This is a genomic window from Corynebacterium sp. MSK047 (assembly GCF_030232285.1).
Classification (GTDB): Bacteria; Actinomycetota; Actinomycetes; order Mycobacteriales; family Mycobacteriaceae; genus Corynebacterium; species Corynebacterium jeikeium_D.
Genome location: NZ_JASPJI010000006.1, coordinates 86122 through 105166 on the forward strand (window position 1 = coordinate 86122; position 19045 = coordinate 105166).

16 protein-coding genes are annotated in these 19045 nt (G+C 59.0%); 2 read left to right on the forward strand and 14 right to left on the reverse strand.

Going from position 1 to position 19045, the window contains the following annotated elements:
- Positions 1-24: 24 nt before the first annotated feature.
- From QP981_RS03710 to QP981_RS03725, 4 genes are all read right to left on the reverse strand, one after another.
- On the reverse strand, positions 25-981 hold the full coding sequence (locus tag QP981_RS03710) for an aldose 1-epimerase family protein (RefSeq protein WP_284857449.1): 957 nt from the start codon (positions 979-981) through the stop codon (positions 25-27).
- Between the two features lie 157 nt (positions 982-1138).
- The gene (locus tag QP981_RS03715; protein ID WP_502869550.1) at positions 1139-3406 is read right to left on the reverse strand and encodes a polyribonucleotide nucleotidyltransferase; all 2268 of its coding nucleotides are present in this window, start codon (positions 3404-3406) and stop codon (positions 1139-1141) included.
- Between the two features lie 509 nt (positions 3407-3915).
- Positions 3916-4185 (reverse strand): 30S ribosomal protein S15, encoded by a 270-nt coding sequence (gene rpsO, locus QP981_RS03720; protein ID WP_016422594.1) that lies wholly within the window; start codon positions 4183-4185, stop codon positions 3916-3918.
- A gap of 141 nt (positions 4186-4326) precedes the next feature.
- Positions 4327-5322: a bifunctional riboflavin kinase/FAD synthetase gene (locus QP981_RS03725; protein WP_284857450.1), complete on the reverse strand. Its 996-nt coding sequence runs from the start codon at positions 5320-5322 to the stop codon at positions 4327-4329.
- A gap of 64 nt (positions 5323-5386) precedes the next feature.
- Between QP981_RS03725 and truB the strand changes: the two genes are divergently transcribed.
- Positions 5387-6373: a tRNA pseudouridine(55) synthase TruB gene (truB, locus tag QP981_RS03730; protein ID WP_088611518.1), complete on the forward strand. Its 987-nt coding sequence runs from the start codon at positions 5387-5389 to the stop codon at positions 6371-6373.
- 16 nt (positions 6374-6389) lie between these two features.
- Here the strand turns inward: truB and QP981_RS03735 are convergent, their stop codons facing one another.
- The 9 genes from QP981_RS03735 to rimP all read right to left on the reverse strand — a co-directional run bounded on the left by QP981_RS03735 (position 6390) and on the right by rimP (position 16150).
- The gene (locus QP981_RS03735; protein ID WP_167389311.1) at positions 6390-7103 is read right to left on the reverse strand and encodes a 4'-phosphopantetheinyl transferase family protein; all 714 of its coding nucleotides are present in this window, start codon (positions 7101-7103) and stop codon (positions 6390-6392) included.
- Positions 7082-8458, reverse strand: coding sequence for an MATE family efflux transporter (locus tag QP981_RS03740; RefSeq protein WP_088611516.1), 1377 nt, complete (start codon positions 8456-8458; stop codon positions 7082-7084). The genes QP981_RS03735 and QP981_RS03740 overlap by 22 nt, the downstream gene beginning before the upstream one ends.
- A 4-nt stretch (positions 8459-8462) precedes the next feature.
- A complete protein-coding gene (locus tag QP981_RS03745) occupies positions 8463-9524 on the reverse strand; it encodes a DHH family phosphoesterase (RefSeq protein WP_070643398.1) in 1062 nt (353 codons plus the stop codon).
- A gap of 42 nt (positions 9525-9566) precedes the next feature.
- Positions 9567-9998, reverse strand: coding sequence for a 30S ribosome-binding factor RbfA (rbfA, locus tag QP981_RS03750; protein WP_016422588.1), 432 nt, complete (start codon positions 9996-9998; stop codon positions 9567-9569).
- A 361-nt stretch (positions 9999-10359) separates the two neighbouring features.
- Positions 10360-11088, reverse strand: a complete 729-nt coding sequence (locus QP981_RS03755; RefSeq protein WP_070546972.1) for a hypothetical protein — start codon at positions 11086-11088, stop codon at positions 10360-10362.
- Between the two features lie 20 nt (positions 11089-11108).
- Positions 11109-13901, reverse strand: coding sequence for a translation initiation factor IF-2 (gene infB / locus QP981_RS03760; RefSeq protein ID WP_284857453.1), 2793 nt, complete (start codon positions 13899-13901; stop codon positions 11109-11111).
- Between the two features lie 129 nt (positions 13902-14030).
- A complete protein-coding gene (locus tag QP981_RS03765; RefSeq protein ID WP_016422585.1) occupies positions 14031-14423 on the reverse strand; it encodes a YlxR family protein in 393 nt (130 codons plus the stop codon).
- Positions 14424-14594: 171 nt separating this feature from the next.
- Complete coding sequence (nusA, locus tag QP981_RS03770) at positions 14595-15581, reverse strand: transcription termination factor NusA (RefSeq protein WP_069358754.1); 987 nt, start codon at positions 15579-15581, stop codon at positions 14595-14597.
- The gene (rimP, locus tag QP981_RS03775) at positions 15578-16150 is read right to left on the reverse strand and encodes a ribosome maturation factor RimP (protein ID WP_070644036.1); all 573 of its coding nucleotides are present in this window, start codon (positions 16148-16150) and stop codon (positions 15578-15580) included. Before rimP ends, nusA begins: the two co-directional genes overlap by 4 nt.
- Before the next feature lie 101 nt (positions 16151-16251).
- Here rimP and QP981_RS03780 point away from each other — a divergent pair, with 101 nt between their 5' ends.
- Entirely contained in the window at positions 16252-17217 is a 966-nt protein-coding gene (locus QP981_RS03780) for a DUF4439 domain-containing protein (RefSeq protein WP_240593331.1), read from the forward strand.
- Here QP981_RS03780 and QP981_RS03785 read toward each other — a convergent pair.
- Positions 17214-18986 carry a proline--tRNA ligase gene (locus QP981_RS03785; RefSeq protein WP_088611513.1) on the reverse strand — a complete coding sequence of 591 codons (1773 nt, stop codon included), beginning with the start codon at positions 18984-18986 and terminating at the stop codon, positions 17214-17216. The genes QP981_RS03780 and QP981_RS03785 overlap by 4 nt on opposite strands.
- Positions 18987-19045: the final 59 nt, after the last annotated feature.

Genomic DNA, 19045 nt, shown 5'->3' on the forward strand with positions numbered 1-19045 from the left:
CTGTACTCTTCTGCGCTGGGAAAACTATTTTCCACCCGTTTCCGCGCGCAGCCCCATGGCAAGAGTTGTTGTCTCTCCAGCCTGAACTCGCAGCAAACCGGTACCGGAGCGTAGCGCATCCGGCGGACATGTCATTGGCTCCACCGCAATCGCATTCCCGTGCCCAGGAAATCCTTCTCGTCGTCCGGCGTCCGCAACATAGACCTGGAAGAACCTGAATTCATCATCGGCCCAGAGCACAGCACCCTTGCCATTTGGCCCAACCAAATGCGCTTCACGACGGCGCGGCGAGTCACTCCCCGCTGCCTCCGCGGCAGCAAAGAAGCAGTGATCCAGCCACAGTCCATCCAGGGATACCCCCTCTCGAAGGCTGGGAACCACTGTCTCCGCTGGCACCGCTGGGCCGGCGGGCAAGTTTCGAATTGGCTCCAGTGGCAGGTTTTTATCAACGGGCAACCGCAGTGTGCAACTGCCGAAGTCAGCGCCCAACGCGCTTAAATAGGGATGCCAGCCCAGACCAAACGGGCACTCCCTATCGCTGCGATTATGCACTGTGAACTCCGCCGATAGGCCATCTGCAGACGTGACTTGCCAGCGCACGGTCATACCGAGTTCCCAAGGCCAGCCCGGTTGCGGCTCAACTTCCACGCCCAAGGTGACGCTGCTGTCATCAGAATCGACCACAGACCAAACGCGATCTGCAACAAACCCGTGAATAGCATTCGCCCGGGACGGCTCCGAAATATCTAGTCGATGGACTTCCCCATCAAAGATGAATACTCCGTCAGCGACCCTGTTCGGCCACGGAGCCAGGAGCGTACCTGCGGACAACGGTGGATTGAACCCTTTGGGATAGTCAGTCAGCAGTGGCAGGCCACAGTACTCCAGTGATCTCGGACCACCACCGAACTGGGAAATACTTGCGACATAGTCACCGGCCGCAATGTCAATGAATTCATGATCGTGCGCGACAAGTTGCATGCGCAAATCACCTTCCACGTGGGTTCGAAAATTAATCCGTTCGAAACCCGAGATTAACCCAAAACAAAAGCGCGGTTAGGTCAATTTGTGACCTAACCGCGCCCTCGCTACACGCGTTGTCAGAGGCTACCTACAGCACATCCTCCGTCGCCAAGCATTAGTCGTCTTCGACCGGAACCAGCGAGATCTTGCCGCGGTTGTCGATATCAGCGATTTCGACCTGAATCTTGTCGCCGACGTTGATGACATCCTCGACCTTCTCGATGCGCTTGTCGCCACCGAGCTTGGAGATGTGGATCAGACCGTCACGGCCCGGAGTCAGGGAGACGAAAGCACCGAAAGCGACAGTCTTCACGACAGTGCCCAGGTAGCGTTCGCCGACCTTCGGCAGCTGCGGGTTAGCAATGGCATTAATCTGCTCGATTGCAGCGTCCGCGGCCTTACCGGAAGTTGCCGAGACAAATACGGTGCCGTCGTCCTCGATAGAGATATCAGCACCGGTTTCCTCGGTGATGCCGTTGATGGTCTTGCCCTTCGGACCGATGAGCTCACCGATCTTCGAAGCCGGAACCTTAACGGTGGTGATCTTCGGAGCGAGACCACTCATCTCGTCCGGAGACTCGATGACCTCAGCCATGGTGGACAGGATGGCCAGACGTGCATCACGAGCCTGGGACAGAGCATCGGCCAGAACCTTCGACGGAATACCGTCGAGCTTGGTGTCCAGCTGCAGTGCGGTAATGAAGTCCGCAGTACCAGCGACCTTGAAGTCCATGTCACCGAATGCGTCTTCGGCACCGAGAATATCGGTCAGTGCGACGAAGCGGTTCTCACCGTCAACCTCGCCGGAAACCAGGCCCATGGCGATACCGGCAACCGGAGCCTTCAGCGGCACACCGGCGTTGTACAGCGACAGAGTCGAAGCACAGACCGAGCCCATGGAGGTCGAACCATTGGATCCAAGCGCCTCGGAGACCTGGCGAATGGTGTACGGGAACTCCTCGCGGGACGGCACGACCGGCAGCAAAGCGCGCTCAGCCAGTGCCCCGTGACCAATCTCGCGGCGCTTCGGAGAGCCAACACGACCGGTCTCGCCGGTGGAGTACGGCGGGAAGTTGTAGTGGTGGATGTAGCGCTTGGAGGTAACAGGAGTCAGCGAGTCAATCTGCTGCTCCATCTTCAGCATGTCCAAAGTGGTGACACCCAGAATCTGGGTCTCGCCGCGCTCAAACAGCGAAGAGCCGTGGGCACGCGGAATCAAGCCGACCTCAACGCCCAAGTCACGAATGTCGGTGACACCGCGACCATCGATGCGGAAGCCCTCAGCCAGAATCTTCTCACGGACAATCTGCTTCATCACTGCGTTGTATGCAGCGCGAATCTGCTTAGATGCAGCTTGCTCGTCGACATCATCGGATACGAAGCGCTCCAGCAGCTGCCCCTCGACGTCCTCCATGTACTCATTGGTGGCGTCATCTCGTTCCTGCTTACCCGGAATGGTGAGCAGCTTGGCCAGCTTCTTAGCGGACTTCTTCTCGACTGCGTTAAAAATCTCATCGCCGTATGCCGGGAACAGCGGGAACTCCTGCGTTTCCTTCGCTGCGCGCTCAGCCAGACCCTTCTGTGCCTCACACAGAACCTTGATGTGCGGCTTTGCTGCCTCGAGGCCAGCGGCGACGATGTCCTCGGTCGGCGCCGGTGCACCGTCAGCAATACGCTTGACGACGGTCTCCCCTGCTCCGGCCTCCACCATCATGATGGCGACATCTTCGACGTTCTTGCCGCGACGCTTGCGGGTGACGATACGGCCAGCGACGACCATCTCGAACAGAGCCTGCTCGTGCTGCTCCTCGGTCGGGAAAGCGACCCATGCACCCTCTGGGTGCTTGTCATCAGCAACGAGCGCGATGCGGACGCCACCGACAGCGCCGGAGACCGGCAGCCTGGAAAGCTGAGTTGCAGCTGACGCGCCGTTGATTGCGACAACGTCGTAACGGTCCTTCGGATCCCAGGACATGACGGTGACAACAACCTGTACCTCGTTGCGCAGGCCCTTGACGAAGGTCGGACGCAGCGGACGGTCGATCAGACGACATGCCAGGATGGCATCGGTAGACGGGCGGCCCTCACGGCGGAAGAACGAACCCGGAATCTTGCCTGCAGCGTACATACGCTCTTCAACGTCGACGGTCAGCGGGAAGAAATCAAAGCCCTCGCGGGGCTGGTTGGAAGCGGTGACGGTGGACAGGAGCATGGTCTCCTCGTCCAAGTAGGTGGTCACCGAACCATCGGCCTGACGAGCCAGCTGGCCCGTTTCAAAGCGAATGGTGCGGGTGCCGAAATCACCATTGTCGATGGTGGCAACGGCCTCGGTAATACCGAAATCCTCATCAAAGAAAAATTCAACAGCCTTGCTGTTGGCCATAGGTTTCTTACTCCTAGAAATAGCGGCGATCATCGATGTCGCCTGTAAAAGATCGAATGAACTTCGTTTGCGTCACGCATTCTACCAGCTAACGCGGAAAGTTCTTGTATTGGACGGATCGGAGATATCTCACTGCCATCTGGGTTCTTGCACCTACGCGGGGTTCTAGGAGTTTGCGGGGCGGGGGGCACTTATCGATGACTTTTCTTAACTCATCGATGGTTTACCGTGTCTTATCGACGAATTACCGTGTCTTATCGATGGTGCCCCGGCACTTATGCGCACGCTTTCGATCAGCCCCTCCACATGTCGATGAGGTATTCACTTGTGGCCACGCTACAGCGCATCGATGAGTGAATACCACAACGACAAGTGATCAAAAAAAAGACCCGCCGTGAGCTTCCATCCAATGGAAACCCAAACGGCGAGTCTAAAAAGCTTAAAAGCCTTGAATTAACAGAGCAACTTACACCAATGAAGCTCTGTCAAACAGGACCTTAAGGAGAACCTTAGCGACGCAGCCCCAGGCGCTCGATCAGCTTACGGTAGCGCTCAACATCGTTGTCCTGCAGGTACTGCAGCAGGCCCTTGCGGCGACCGACCAGCAGCAGCAGACCACGACGGGAGTGGTGATCGTGCTTGTGGAACTTCAGGTGCTCGGTCAGCTGACGAATACGTGCGGTCAGCAGTGCAACCTGAGCCTCCGGGGAACCGGTGTCGGTCTCGTGCAGGCCGAACTCCTTGAGAATCTCAGCCTTTTCTGCAGTGTTCAAAGCCATGTAAATCTAACTCCTTGAATCAAATTATGGTCGTTTTTTCAGTCCACATTCTCGGCTTTCCCGGAACCAAACAGCGTCTGGCAGCTGGTTCCTCGCAACTGCTTGTGGACCGCAGTCACAGCCGACGTTTTACTTTAACAGCTAATCGGTCTTAGCCAAAATGGCCTCGGTGTCTGCCACGTCCTGGTTCATCCGGTCAATGAGCTTTTCGACCGAGTCGAACTTCTCCATTCCGCGAATCCGGTCGACAAACTCAACCTGCCCAGCGGTGCCGTAGAGGTCCGCATGACGGTCAATCACGTAGGCCTCGACCGTTCGACCAGTGTCTCCAAAGGTCACATTAGTGCCCACCGACACGGCCGCTGGGTAGCGCACCCCAAACTCGATATCGCCCTTCGGGTCCGGCTCCGGGCGGGCTGCCGTCGGCTGAACCGTGAACCATGCCGCGTAGACACCATCAGCCGGGATTGCTAGGCCCTCAGCGAAGTCAATATTGGCGGTCGGAAAGCCCAGCTGCGCTCCCCCACGCCCCTGACCTGGAATAACATCACCATCGACACGGTAGAAGTACCCGAGACACGAGGCGGCTGCGGACACCGCACCGTCGGCAAGCAAACCGCGAATACGTGTCGACGAAACACGTTCGGTCGAGTCCGCGGCAGTGACGTCGAGAAGGTCGACGATGGTGACGTCGACCCCACACTTACGGCCGTGCTCCGGCATAGTCTCGGCGGTACCTGCGGCCTTCTGCCCATAGGTGAAGTTCTGGCCAACGAAGACGGCCTGTGCATTCAGCTTGTCGCGGACAACGGTGCGTACAAAGTCTTCTGCGGGGATGCTGGAGAAGTTCTTGTCGAAAGGCACGACAAGCATGGCATCGATTCCCTCCGCCTCTGCCAGCTCGGCACGACGGGAAACGGTGGACAGCGCCGGCGGCACCTTATCCGGGGCAAACAGCGCTACGGGATTGGGGTCGAAAGTCATCAACAGCGACTTCACGCCACGAGCGCGAGCGTCACTGACCGCAGCAGCTATCAGGCGCTTATGCCCAAGATGAATACCATCGAACACTCCGATGGTTACGACCGTGTCCCCCAGGTCTTCGGGTGCATTGTCCAAGCCATACCAAATCTCCACAGAGAGCCAGTGTAACTGGTCACCGTTTAACACACCGCATATAGCGCAACATAGGATTGCCTCTATGACCGACTTCGATCCGATTGCAGACTCCGGCATTGTCATCGTGGACAAGCCCCAAGGCTGGACAAGCCACGATGTAGTGGGCAAACTCCGTCGAATCTTCCGCACCAAGAAGGTCGGCCACTCCGGCACCCTCGACCCCATGGCCACCGGTGTGCTCGTCCTCGGCATCGGCCGCGGCACGCGTTTCCTACCGCATGTCCACGCGGACACGAAGTCCTACCAAGCCACCATTCGGCTCGGCGCTGCCACGCTTACCGACGACGCCGAAGGCGAGTTGCTCTCCGAATCCTCGGCGGCATCGGTGACTGATGAAATGGTTCGAGCGGAAATTGCGAAGTTCACCGGCACAATCATGCAAAAACCCGCGGCGGTATCAGCGGTGAAGATTGACGGTGTCCGCGCCTACGAGCGCATCCGCCGTGGTGAGAAGGTCGATATCCCTGCGCGCCCAGTGACAATCACCCGCTATGAGGTTCAGGACATCCGCCACGACTCCGATCCTTCCCGCCCCGGGGAGTGCATCGATATCGACGTGGAGGTCGACTGCTCTGCCGGCACGTTCATCCGCGCCCTAGCTCGTGACTTGGGGGATGCATTGGGGGTCGGTGGTCATCTCACCGCGCTTCGACGTACTGCCGCCGGCGTTTTCACTATTGATGAGGCGTTGACTATCGACGAGCTCACGGCGAAGGCCGAGCAGTTCGACACCGCCAATCCAGAAATTGCGGAGATGCGACGCCCAGTCCCGGAGCGCGCCGCTTCCTTGCTGCCGATGAGTCTGGACGAGGCCTGCCTGCGTTGCTTTGATACCCGCGAAATTACTGAACAGCAGGCGGCTGATTTGACTCAGGGCAAGTGGCTGGAGCCGATCGGAAAACCTGGAGTCTATGCGGCGGTGTCACCAACGGGAAAGGTTCCGGCGCTGCTCACAGAATCTGGCAAACGGGCTAAGACGGTCTTCGTGGTGCGCCCGGCCACGCTGTGACTACCTCTCAAGGATTTTAAGACTGCTCGAGCCACACCGCGGTTGCAACGATGCCTGCACCGCGAGCCCAGAAGCCTTTTACTCCGCAGAAGGCGTCGGGAATCTCACGGTGAAACGTTAGCTGTAAAGGTCCGCCTGTGAGTCCTCGGGAAAAACCTCGCCCTGCTATCCGTTTCTTTCTCAGTTCGACGGAGACTTCGTCGAAGTCCAGCCACTGCCCGACTATCGGCTCCCAGAGTTTGTACATTGATTCCTTGGCGCTAAATTGCACCAGCGGGTCAGGACGTGCTTCGTCAGTGCGCAAGACTGCATCGATGATTCCTAACTCTAGAGTCTGCTCGACCTCGACATCGATGCCAATCCCCTGCAGCTGTTCAGCGCTCGCGGACACGGCTGCCACGGCCCTGCCGCAGTGGCTAATTGACCCCACGATCCCTTGTGGCCACAGCGGCGCTCCGGTGTCCGACATGCCAATCCCATGTGGGGCAGACTCTCCTAGCCGTTGCACCGCCTCATGCGCAGCGAGGCGCCCTCGGGTGAAATCACGGATTCGAACAGGTGCTGCACTATCAGACAGCCTCAACTCAGCGCTACGGAGCTGCTGCAATTCCGCATCACTAAACGGACGCTCGGCATTGGAGTCAATAACCAGCCGGCTACCGGCGGGCAAATGCCTGGCCAGATACTCCTGGACGTCGACAAGCACACTCATGCGCTGATGCCGTACCATTTCTCTCCACGGAAACGGGTAGCGACAAAGATGAGTCGCAGAATCATGAAGGCCAAGAGACCGCACCACACGCCGGTCAGCCCCCAGCCAAATGCCTGCGCCAGCCAGACCGGTGGGAGGAAACCGCACAAGACCGCGCTAACGGTGGCGTTACGGAGGAAGGCTGCGTCGCCGGCGCCGAGCAAAACGCCATCGAGCGCGAAGACGACACCGCCGATAGGAATCATTGCGACAAGAATCCACCATGGTCCAGCGGTGACTGCGTCAATCACGCCTGTGGCGTCGGTAAAAATGCGGACAATACTGGCATTACCTACTGCGAAAACAGCCGCTAGGCCGAGGGCAATGACGCTTGACCAGACAGTCACGCGCTTGCCAGTCCAGCGGGCAACGGCCGTGGAGCTACCGCCCAACGCTGCACCGACGAGCGTCTGTGCAGCAATCGCTAGCGAGTCGAGCACCAACGAAATCAGGTTCCACAGTTGCAGCATGACCTGGTGCCCACCGAGCGTGGTCGGCCCAACGCGGCCAGCAACCGCTGCGGCGGAGAGGAACGCTACCTGGAAGGACAAGGAGCGAACGATGAGATCGCGGCCGAGGACCAGCTGGCTTTTGATAATGGCGCCATTCGGGCGCATGGAGAGCTTGCGGCTAGAGCACTCTTTGAAAAGACGGCGGAGGAACAGCCCGCCGGTAATCAATTCGCCGAAAAGAACGGCCATCGCAGAGCCCTCGAGACCGAAGGCGCGGACCAGCGGCACAATCACAATGGCGGCCGGAACAAGGCCTGAGAGCACATATATCAGCGGCGCGCGGGTGTTTTGGATACCGCGCAGCCAACCATTTCCGGCCTGTGCAATCAACGTCAGCGGAATGGCGAAAGCAGCAACTCTCAGCCATTGCCCGGCATCATGAGCGACCTCCGGATGAGAAGCTAACCAACCGGTAAATACTGGTGCCAACCCCACGATGATGGCAAAGAGGCTAAGGCCCACAAAGATGGCGACCCACGTCGCTTGCAGTCCCTCTTCAACCGCCTCGTCCACGTTGCCCCTGCCAAAGGCTCGCGCTGATCGGGCGGTCGTGCCGTAAGCCAAGAAAGTGAGCTGCGTAGTTACCACGGAAAATACCGTCGAACCAGCGGCAAGCGCCGCAAGCTGGACAGCTCCAAGCCGACCAATGACAGCCGTATCCAGCAGCACATAGAGGGCGGGCGCGGCAAGAACGCCCAACGCTGGCAGCGCCAGCGAAACGATTGCGCGAAGGCTGACATCTGACTTCGCACTGTGCCCGGTTCGCTCTATGTCAGTGTGCTCAATCTCAGTGTGTTCCTGAGTTTCTCGCGAGTCCGACAATCCCCTAGGCCTCGCTTGTGCCTCGGCGTGCCTGGGCTGCGACATCGCTGGTGTCCAGGATGGCCTGCAGCAGCTCATCCTTGCTGCACTCCCGAGTCAGACCGGCGGCACGCTCGTGGCCACCGCCGCCAATTTCCAGGGCGACCTGGGAGACATCGACAAGCTCGCGAGAACGCAGCGAGACGGCCCACTGGTTTGGCTCATACTCCTTAAGCACGGCACAGACGTCGGCCGCATTAGTCGTACGCACAATGTCCACGACCGATTCAATCTCATCGTGGCCAACTTCGGCGGTCTGGTCGTACTCAATGACGACGTGGATTAGGCCAGCGCCGTCGCCCCACTCGGGCACCAATGTCGCGGTGGAAAGCACCTTGCCCAGGAATGGAAGGTAGGCAAACGGATGTTCTTCCAGCAGCTGTGCACCAATCGTGCGCGGATTGAGCCCCTTATCCAGCAGGCGCGCCGCTGCAGTGTGCATGCGGGAATGGCCGAACTGGAACGATGCGGTGTCCGTCAACAGCCCTGCATAGAGAGCATGAGCCATCGGCGTGGTCAGCTTGATACCCCAGACACCAAAGAAGTCCAGGAGCACCATGGTCGAGGACTCTGCGCGTTCGTCAACCATGTTGACGGACCCAAAGCGAGTGTTGGTCGCGTGATGGTCAACATTGATAACGCGGTCGGAGGCCATCACGCGATCTTCCAGCGCACCGAGGCGCCCCGGGCTTGCGCAGTCGACAGTCACCCACGTATCAATGTCTTCATCCAAGTCCGTGTACTCGACAAATCGCTCCCATCCGGGGATGGTCAGCAGCGACTTGGCTGGCAAATCGCTCTCACCGTAGCTGGCTACAGCCGAAATGCCACGTTGTACAAGTGCCATGACCATCGCAGATGCAGCACCAATCGCATCCGCATCGGGGTGAACATGGGCAATGACGCCGACCTTCTTGGCGTCGGCAAGCATATCCTGCATCTGCTGAATCGGCTTGGACATGCGGCGATTAATCGCCTGGGAAAGCTGGTGAGCTGCCTGCTCCTGAGCCTGCGGAGAAGTGGTCACGTGGGTGCCCCTTTCATCGATAGATGTGGCCGGTGGAGAGTTTTACTCCTCGTCGCGATATGGGTTGGCATCGCCTGCGGGCTTTGCGTTTCTAGCCTGCTCAGCCAATTCCGCGTCGCGCGCGCGAGTCTTATCGAGCAGCTCCTCAAGGTGCGCGGAAATCTCCGGCACGGTGTCAACCTCAAAAGCCAGCGTCGGTGTGTAGCGCACACCGGTGCCACGACCGACCAGGGAACGCAGCTGCCCCTTCGCCTTTTCCAGCGCTGCTGCTGCCGACTCGTAGTCCGGTTCCTCGTCGAGCGTACGTCCGCGCACAGTGTAGAAAACTGTGGCGTCGTGCAAATCGCCGGTGACGCGGCAGTCGGTGATAGTCACAAACTCCAGCCGCCGGTCCTTAATCTCACGCTCAATTGCGCTGGCGACAATCTCCTGAATACGCTTGGACAGCCTGCGCGCGCGTGCTGGATCTGCCATTTTTGGCTACTCCCTATCTATCTCTACCTGTGCGTAACGATTCGTAGCTAGACCCCATTTAGCGTGGGGCCTGAAGCGCCCCTTCACTGACAAAGACCCATTTGGGATCCGGCAAAACGGTTCAATACAAAGGACTGCTAATACTAACACGCAAAACACTACTCAACTTCGAACCGCATGTTTCGCGACTTCGCCCGCACCCGTTTACCGAGTGCAGTCAATTGCTTCGCCGCACGCTCGCCCTTTGTTACTAACCCATTAATCATCACGACAACACTGCCACCACCACCGATGTCATCGACGGCATGGGGAGTCGCTACTACGGAATTGCGCAGGTGAAACGCAGCCTACCCGTACGCTCTTAACGGCGCTCCACGAAGTTGTACATCGGTAACCCATTAACATGAGAGCAGTCAGGCAGTGAATCCATCACACTGTCCTGCAATGGTGTTTCTCCCTCGATGCCGAAAATCCATTTAACCGCAGCATTACCTAGCTCCAGCGGATGGAAAAGGTAACTTACCTCACCATTTTTATCCTTGGGCGCCACACTGCCATGGGTTTGTTCCCATTCAGCCACATCCGTCGGATGTAGTACCTCGACGTGTTCACCGTTAGCGAACGGTACCTCGAAATCCAACAGTCGTCCAGAGCTGAAAAACCGCTGCATGTCAAAATCATAGTCTTCGCAGCTTGCTTCTAATTCCCTGGTAGGAGTCTTGTAGTGGCAGAAATCGACAACACTATTGATGCACAGTGACCAACTTTCGCGAGGATCGTTCGCCAACGCTGGGTCCTCAATAAGGTCGTATACGTCGTCGGTCCCGAAAAGCAGCGTTGGCCCAAACGCTACCGCGTGGAAGTACCAATTATGACCATCCTCAATGGTTTCCTCGGAATCAAAGGCGAATTTCCCTGGCCAAATCTTGTCCAATTGCGCAAGAGTCTCCTCTGCGCTCGCAGGAGGATAATTCAAAATATTCGTTCGCGGCAGTTCACCTGAGAGTGCAAAGAGATTAGTTTTGAAGCCCATAACGAACACGATACGCAAAAAGGCACTCCCCGAAGGGAGCGCCTTATCAAAGTTCACGCAGTGTTTAGCTTACGTCGCTACGTGCGCGGAACCTCGACCATCTCGTAGACCTCGATAACGTCGTCCACCTGGATGTCCGGGTAGGACAGCACCATACCGCACTCGTAACCGGCTGCGACCTCGGTGGCATCGTCCTTCTCTCGCTTCAGCGACTCGATAGTCGCCGAATCCGTAATGACGTTGCCGTCACGAACCAGGCGAGCCTTCGCGTTGCGGCGGACCTTGCCGGACTCGACCATACAGCCGGCGATGAGGCCAACTGCGGAAGACTTGAAGATGGCGCGAATCTCTGCACGACCAATCTCCTTCTCCTCGTAGACCGGCTTGAGCATGCCCTTCAGAGCAGCCTCGACATCCTCGATAGCACGGTAGATCACCGTGTAGTAGCGGATGTCAACGCCCTCAGCATTGGCAACCTCGGTGGCCTTGCCCTCGGAGCGAACGTTGAAGCCGATGATGACGGCGTCAGACGCAGCAGCCAGCGTGACGTTGGTCTGCGTGACAGCACCGACACCACGGTCGATGATGTTCAGAGCGACCTCGTCGTCGACCTCGATCTTGAGCAGGGCTTCTTCCAGTGCCTCGACGGTACCGGCGTTGTCGCCCTTCAGGATCAGGTTGAGGGTGTTGGTCTCCTTCAGAATCTCGTCCAGGTTCTCCAGGGAGACGCGCTTGCGACGACGTGCTTGCAGCGCATTACGACGACGTGCGTCGCGGCGGTCTGCAATCTGGCGGGCCGTACGATCCTCGTCAACAACCAGGAGGTTGTCACCAGCACCCGGTACGGAGGTCAGGCCGAGCACCTGAACCGGACGGGAAGGACCGGCCTCATCGACGTCGTTGCCGTACTCATCGACCATGCGGCGAACACGACCATATGCGTCACCGACAACGATGGAATCACCGACGCGCAACGTACCGCGCTGAACGATAACGGTTGCCACCGGACCACGGCCACGGTCAAGGTGAGCCTCAATGGCGACACCCTGAGCGTCCATATCCGGATTGGCGCGCAGATCCAGCGAAGCATCGGCAGTCAACAGCACTGCTTCGAGAAGCTGATCGATGTTGAGACCTTGCTTAGCGGAGATATCGACGAACATAGTGTCGCCGCCCCACTCTTCGTCAGTGAGACCGTATTCAGTCAGCTGACCACGAATCTTCTGCGGATCTGCAGTTTCTTTATCAATCTTGTTGACTGCAACGACAATCGGCACATCAGCGGCCTTGGCGTGGTTAATAGCCTCAACCGTCTGCGGCATGACGCCGTCATCAGCTGCAACAACCAGAATCGCGATATCGGTCGACTTGGCACCACGAGCACGCATGGCGGTAAACGCCTCGTGACCCGGGGTATCCAGGAAGGTAACCTTGCGCTTCTCACCGTCGAGCTCCACCGGCACCTGGTAGGCACCGATGTGCTGGGTAATACCACCGGACTCGTGTCCACCGACGTTGGCCTTACGAATCGTGTCCAACAGGCGCGTCTTACCGTGGTCGACGTGACCCATCACAGTTACCACTGGCGGGCGCTGCTCCAGGTCCTCATCGTCGCCCTCGTCCTCACCGAACTGGAGGTCGAAGGACTCGAGGAGCTCGCGGTCCTCATCCTCAGGCGAGACGACCTGGACCTTGTAATCCATCTCGTCGCCGAGCAGCTGCAGGGTCTCGTCGGAGACCGATGCAGTTGCCGTCACCATTTCGCCGAGGTTGAACAACGCCTGGACCAGCGATGCTGCATCGGCGTTAATCTTCTCAGCGAAGTCAGACAGGGATGCACCACGTGCGAGGCGAATGGTCGTGCCCTTACCGTTGGGCAGCTTAACGCCGCCTACCACGGATGGTGCCTGCATTGCCTCGTACTCGTTGCGCTTCTGACGCTTCGACTTACGTCCGCGACGCGGGGCGCCTCCTGGTCGCCCGAATGCACCTGCAGTTCCACCGCGACGTCCGCCGCGACCACCGCGCGGTCCGCCACCCGGGCCACCCGGGCCGCGACCACGGCCGCCGAAGCCACCGCCACCGCCACCGCGGCTTGCCTTTGCAGGCATCTGCCCCGGGTTCGGGTGCGAAGGCATCATTGCAGGAGTTGGACGATTGCCGCTCGGCTTATTACCGCGACCCTGTCCACCCTGCGGGCGAGGGCCACCCTGGCGTGCTCCCGGCTTCGGGCCCGGACGGCCGTTTCCACCCTGCGGGCGAGGGCCACCCTGGCGTCCACCCGGCTTCGGGCCCGGACGGCCAGGACCGCCCTGCGGACGCGGCATGTTGGACGGCCGCGGTGCCGGACGGGAGGATCCGCCGGTCGAGAATGGGTTGTTCGCCACACGCGGTGCGCGTGCGCCTGGCTTCGGCCCTGGCTTCGGGCCAGCAGGCTTCGGCGGGCGTGGCATTTCCTGTCCCGGCTTCGGCGAACGGGACGGTGCAGCTGGCTTGGCACCCGGTTTTGCCGCCGCTGGTGCAGCAGGCTTGGCACCCGGTTTTGCCGCCGCTGGTGCAGCAGGCTTGGCACCTGGCTTTGCCGCCGCTGGTGCAGCAGGCTTAGCGCCTGGCTTAGCTGCTGGCTTGGCACCCGACTTAGCAGCAGACTTAGCTGCAGCCTTGGTCGCTGGGGCCTGGGCAGACGCGTCAGCACCTGCGCCAGCATTCTTCTCTTCGTAGACCTTCTTCATCTTCCTGACGACGGGTGGTTCCACCGTCGAAGAAGCGGTCTTAACAAACTCGCCCTGAGCCTTCAGCTCGGCGAGTAGTTCTTTGCTGGTGACCCCGAGCTGCTTAGCGAGCTCATGGACACGTAGCTTTCCGGACACTGCTCTCCTCACTAGTGGGGGCCGAGCAGCGCCCGATGGCGGATTTGTCCGCGCACCGAGAGCGCCTGCAGGGCTCCCTCTTATCTATTGCCGTTCATCGCTGATGCTTCATCGTGTGCTCATCAGTGTTCAGGTCTTTCTGTTGTCATTTTTCCTGCCTCCCTGCTTAGCGACACGCACATCGTCAGCGGGGGCGAAACCCTCCGCCGCTTCGTAGTGCGTGGCGATAAACTGTTTAACCGGAAACGCATCTACCTGCGTAGATACCTTCAGTGCGCGGCCAAATGCACGGCGCTTGTCGGCGATCTCCCAAGCCTTTAGTGTTGGGGTGATCCAGGCACCTCGCCCCTGCATCCGACGATGCGGATCAGCAACGACGGCTACTGAGCCATCTGAACGGGTGGTGGCGACAATGCGCAGCAGCTCCGAGCAATTGTGGCGCTGCTTAGTTGCGATACAGGTACGTGTGGGTGCAGGCGTATGAGTTGTCGAATTCGGGTTTAGCACCCGCGAAGTCGTCATACTCCTGACGCACCCACCTTCCTGCTAAGAAATTCAGCGCGAAAATTCGCATAGGAAAATCACGCCTTGTCGTTTGGCCACCTCCCAGCATAACCCGAAAAGGCGGGAAAGTGCCAACCCCCTAGGCACTTTCCCGCCACTTTCGCAACCGCTGGGACGCTGACGTTGTGTCTACTCCGCGTCGGAGTGGATATCGATTCGCCAGCCGGTCAGACGAGCCGCCAGACGGGCATTCTGTCCCTCCTTGCCGATAGCAAGAGAGAGCTGGTAGTCGGGCACCACAACGTGTGCACGGCGCTCGTCCATGTCCAGAATCTTGACACTAACTACCTTGGCGGGCGCCAGCGAGTTACCAACGAACTTCGCCGGATCCTCGTCGTAGTCGATGATGTCGATCTTCTCGCCCTTGAGCTCATTCATAATCGAGCTCACACGCTGACCGCGGGGCCCAATGCAGGCGCCCTTAGCGTTGAGGCCCTTGACCGTGGGGCGTACAGCAACCTTGGTGCGGTGACCGGCCTCGCGCGCAATGGAAATCAATTCCACTGCCCCATCGGCAACTTCCGGAACTTCAAGTTCGAAGAGCTTACGAGTGAGCTCCGGGTGCGTGCGTGACAGGTGAATCGCAACACCCCGCGGAGTCTTGTTCACACCGACGACGTAGCACTTGATGCGGTCACCGTGCTTGAGTTCCTCACCTGGCAGCTGCTCAGCCGGCATCAGAATACCGTCGCGGCCGTTGGCCTCCGAACCGATGTGGACGACGACAATGCCCTTTTCATTGGCATAGACATCGCGCTGGACCACGCCGGAAATGACCTGATTAGACAGGTCTGCGTATTCGTCGAGAACCTTATCGCTCTCCGCATCCCGCAGACGCGAAAGGATGGTCTGACGAACAGCGAATGCAGCGGTACGCTCGAAGTCCTCCGGAGTGTCGTCCCATTCGGAGATGAGATTGCCCTCGTCGTCTCGCTCCTGGGCAAAGACTATGACGTCACCGGTCTCACGGTCGATTTCGACGCGCGCATACTGTGCCGGTGCGGTGGTATTACGGTAGCTTTCACGCAATGCTCGGGCGACCAGTCCCAGCATTTCGTCAACAGGAATACCCTTTTCCTTTTCCAAGGTTCGCAGGGCAGCTAGTTCAATCTTCACTTGTTATCCTCCAGCCTGGTCAAGGCATCGTCATAGTCTAGTCCCGCAAAATCTTTCTCGGCTGCGGGCGGATTAGAGAATTCAACTTGTACCACTGCACGGGCCACATTGGTTAATTGGACACGCTGACCAACAGCCTTCAAACGCCCCTTTGGCCCTTTAGAGGTAACGAGAATGATGGATTCTTCATCCGGCGACAACGCACCAATGCGGGCTGCAATCGCGGAACCGTCGGCAAGCGAAATCTCCGCAATACGACCACGGTTACGACGCCAGTGCCGAGGCTGAGTCAGCGGTGCGTCAATACCAGGAGTGGAAACTTCCAAGGTGTAGCCCTGAGCGCCGAAGTCGGCTTCACCACGTACCTCCGCGGCATCCAGAGCCGAAGATACTTCATGCGTGGCTTGTTCCAGAACATCGAGGTCAGGACGCTCATCTGCGTCAACCAACACAATGACCTGTGACTTTGCGCCGGCGCGAACGACCTTGACATCTTCCACATCCAGGCCGATTTGTGCGAGCGCCGGGCTCACAAACTGTTCAATTTTCTCGGGTGCGGGTATCGCCATAGTCGTAGAGTCTACAGGTCAAGTACTAGGAATTGCGCACCTGGGCGCTTTCCACATACCGCATTGACACAAAGTGCCGCTCGCCGTGGCACCATAGTGAGGTGATTGTTGAACCTCCCGCCCCCAGTTTTGCTTCCGCATCGCATCGCACTCGTACTCTCTCACGCCGTGGCTTCCTCGCTGCTGCCCTCGCCGTGGGATCACTTCCCGCGCTCTCCGCGTGTTCGCATCTGGTGGCACCGCGCCCCGATTACGCCATTGAGGTTCTCCACGCGCTCGCGGCGCGCGATTCACATTCGCTTATCGACGCCAATCCTGACCTCGCAGCGGTGCGCTCCGCGCAGGTTACCGAACTGGATAAGGAAATCACACGCGCCTGCGGCACCCACAAGGACGGTAAACCTGTCGATGAATGTGGCTCGGACGTAGCAGTCCCAGGATCCCTGGTTACCGGTTCCGACGCGAAGCTACTGCTCACGGACTCGCGAAACAATCCCGTACTGACGAATGCCCTGGATTCACGCACTGCATTGCGGGAGGAGCACACTGCGCGCCTCGCCACGGCTGTCGATGGCGGTATCGTCCTCGCTCTGCGTGTTGCGGGCGCTGAGTGGGAGGAGCTTGTCCCATTGATTCCCAGTGACAGGGATGAAATCTCGGGTGCCGAAGAACAGATGACTAAGGCACTGCAAGCCGAATACATGATGATTTACGGTGTCGGCGTAGCCGCACCACGTGTCGGAGGCGATACCACTACTGCACTTTTGGCCCGTGGCGAGCGCCACCGAATTTTGCGCGATCGTGCCCGACTAATTTTGGAGGATTCCGACGTTGAGGTGCCGGAGAGCGCACCTGGCTATATGCCGGAAGGCGCTCCTTCGCCAGATACGGCACCCGTCGATTACATGATTGCATTGGAGCGCTATTGTGCCCAGGCGTGGGAAGACGTATTGCTCGCTGCTAATAACCCTCGGATGCGTATGTTCGCACTGCAGGCAGCTGGCGTGGCTGCCGCCGGAGCGGCAGCGCTAGGTGGCAACAACTTGGAGCCGTTGCCCGGGCTCTAAGCCTTGCGAACCAGCTCCGCGACGTGAGCTGCAATGCCGTCAGCGGCGACCTCGTCGGTCTCGTTGGTCAGGCGGTTACGCAGCTCCACCTTGCCGTCCGCGTAGCCACGGCCAAAGATGACCACAAACGGCATACCCAGCAGCTCGGCGTCCTTGAACTTCACACCGGGGCTGACCTTCGGACGGTCGTCGAAAAGCACCTCAATGCCCTGCTGGCTGAGGTCTTCCGCCAGCTGTTCAGCGGCCTCAGCTGCTTCGGCGTTCTTGCCGGCCACAGCGATGTGAACCTTGTACGGTGCTGCGGCAACTGGCCACTTGAGGCCTTTTTCATCCAACTGCTGTTCTGCGAGGACAGCGACCAGGCGGGATACGCCAATGCCGTAGGACCCCATCGTCGGACGAGCACGCTTACCGTTGACATCGAGGATGTCGATTTCAAAGGCGTTGGTGTACTTGCGGCCCAACTGGAAAATGTGACCGATCTCGATTCCGCGCTCGATCTTTAGCGTGCCATGCCCCTCCGGAGCCGGGTCGCCGTCACGCACCTCTGCGACATCGCAAATACCGTCAATCTGGAAGTCGCGACCAGCGACCACATCGACGATGTGCTTGCCTTCCTCGTTGGCTCCTGTAATCCAATTTGTGCCCTCCGCCACGCGGGGGTCAGCAAGGACCTTCACACCGCGATCGGCGAGCCCCTGCGGGCCGACGTAGCCCTTGATCAGGAAGTCATTGGCTGCGAAGTCCTTGTCCTCCAGCAAGCGTGCCTCACCCGGTTCAAATGCGACTTCAAGACGCTTTTCATCGACCTCACGGTCACCGGGAACCAGGATTGCGGTGAGCTGTTCCGGCAGGGCGTTGCCCTCCTTATCGACCTTCTTCGGGTCGACGGCGACGAGAACGCACTTCAAAGTATCGGCAGCAGTGACCTCGCGTCCGAGGTCCGCACCATTGGCCCAATCAACAAGTGCTGCGATTGTGGTGCAGTTCGGAGACTCGTAAACCTTCGCCTCCGGTTGTCCCTCAATCGGCTGCGGTTCAACTGCCGGAATCTTCACGGCTTCCACATTGGCGGCGTACTCACCGTCGGTGGAGACTACGAAGGAGTCTTCGCCACTTTCGCTAACAGCCAGGAACTCCTCGGAGGCCGAACCGCCCATAGCGCCGGAGGTGGCGTGGCAGATTTCGTACTTAATGCCCAGCCGGTCAAAAATTCGCTGGTAGGCACCGCGGTGCTGCTGATAAGAATTCTCCAGCCCCTCGTCGTCCATGTCGAAGGAATAAGAGTCCTTCATCACGAACTCGCGGCCACGCAGAATACCAGCGCGCGGGCGGGCCTCGTCGCGGTATTTGGTCTGAATCTGAAACAGCGTCGTCGGGAAATCCTTGTAGGAGCTGAAAAGATCCTTGACAGCCAGCGCGAACATCTCTTCGTGCGTCGGCCCCAGCAGGTAGTCCGCGCCCTTGCGATCCTTCAGACGGAACAGCTCGGAGCCGTATTCGGTCCACCGATTCGTCGCCTCGTACGGTTCACGCGGGAGCAGTGCAGGGAATGCCAGCTCCTGTGCGCCAATGCCTTCCATCTCCTCGCGCACAACCTTCTCTACGTTGCGCAGAACCTTCAAGCCCAGTGGCAGCCAGGAGTACACACCAGGGGCAGTTCGCCGGATGTAGCCGGCACGGACGAGCAGCTTGTGGCTAGGGACCTCGGCGTCAGCTGGATCCTCGCGCAGTGTGCGCAGGAACAGCTGGGACATTCGCGTAATCATGAATGCTGATTTTACCCGTCGATCATTCTTCGCAACATGCGGGGCATTACTATGGTGCC

What these genes read in the sequence shown, in the direction of transcription:
- QP981_RS03710 (WP_284857449.1), bottom strand. Translation starts at nt 981, where the DNA reads ATGCAACTTGTCGCGCACGATCATGAATTCATTGACATTGCGGCCGGT.
- QP981_RS03715 (WP_502869550.1), bottom strand. Translation starts at nt 3,406, where the DNA reads ATGGCCAACAGCAAGGCTGTTGAATTTTTCTTTGATGAGGATTTCGGT.
- rpsO (WP_016422594.1), bottom strand. Translation starts at nt 4,185, where the DNA reads ATGGCTTTGAACACTGCAGAAAAGGCTGAGATTCTCAAGGAGTTCGGC.
- truB (WP_088611518.1), top strand. Translation starts at nt 5,387, where the DNA reads ATGACCGACTTCGATCCGATTGCAGACTCCGGCATTGTCATCGTGGAC.
- QP981_RS03735 (WP_167389311.1), bottom strand. Translation starts at nt 7,103, where the DNA reads ATGGTACGGCATCAGCGCATGAGTGTGCTTGTCGACGTCCAGGAGTAT.
- rbfA (WP_016422588.1), bottom strand. Translation starts at nt 9,998, where the DNA reads ATGGCAGATCCAGCACGCGCGCGCAGGCTGTCCAAGCGTATTCAGGAG.
- QP981_RS03765 (WP_016422585.1), bottom strand. Translation starts at nt 14,423, where the DNA reads ATGACGACTTCGCGGGTGCTAAACCCGAATTCGACAACTCATACGCCT.
- rimP (WP_070644036.1), bottom strand. Translation starts at nt 16,150, where the DNA reads ATGGCGATACCCGCACCCGAGAAAATTGAACAGTTTGTGAGCCCGGCG.
- QP981_RS03785 (WP_088611513.1), bottom strand. Translation starts at nt 18,986, where the DNA reads ATGATTACGCGAATGTCCCAGCTGTTCCTGCGCACACTGCGCGAGGAT.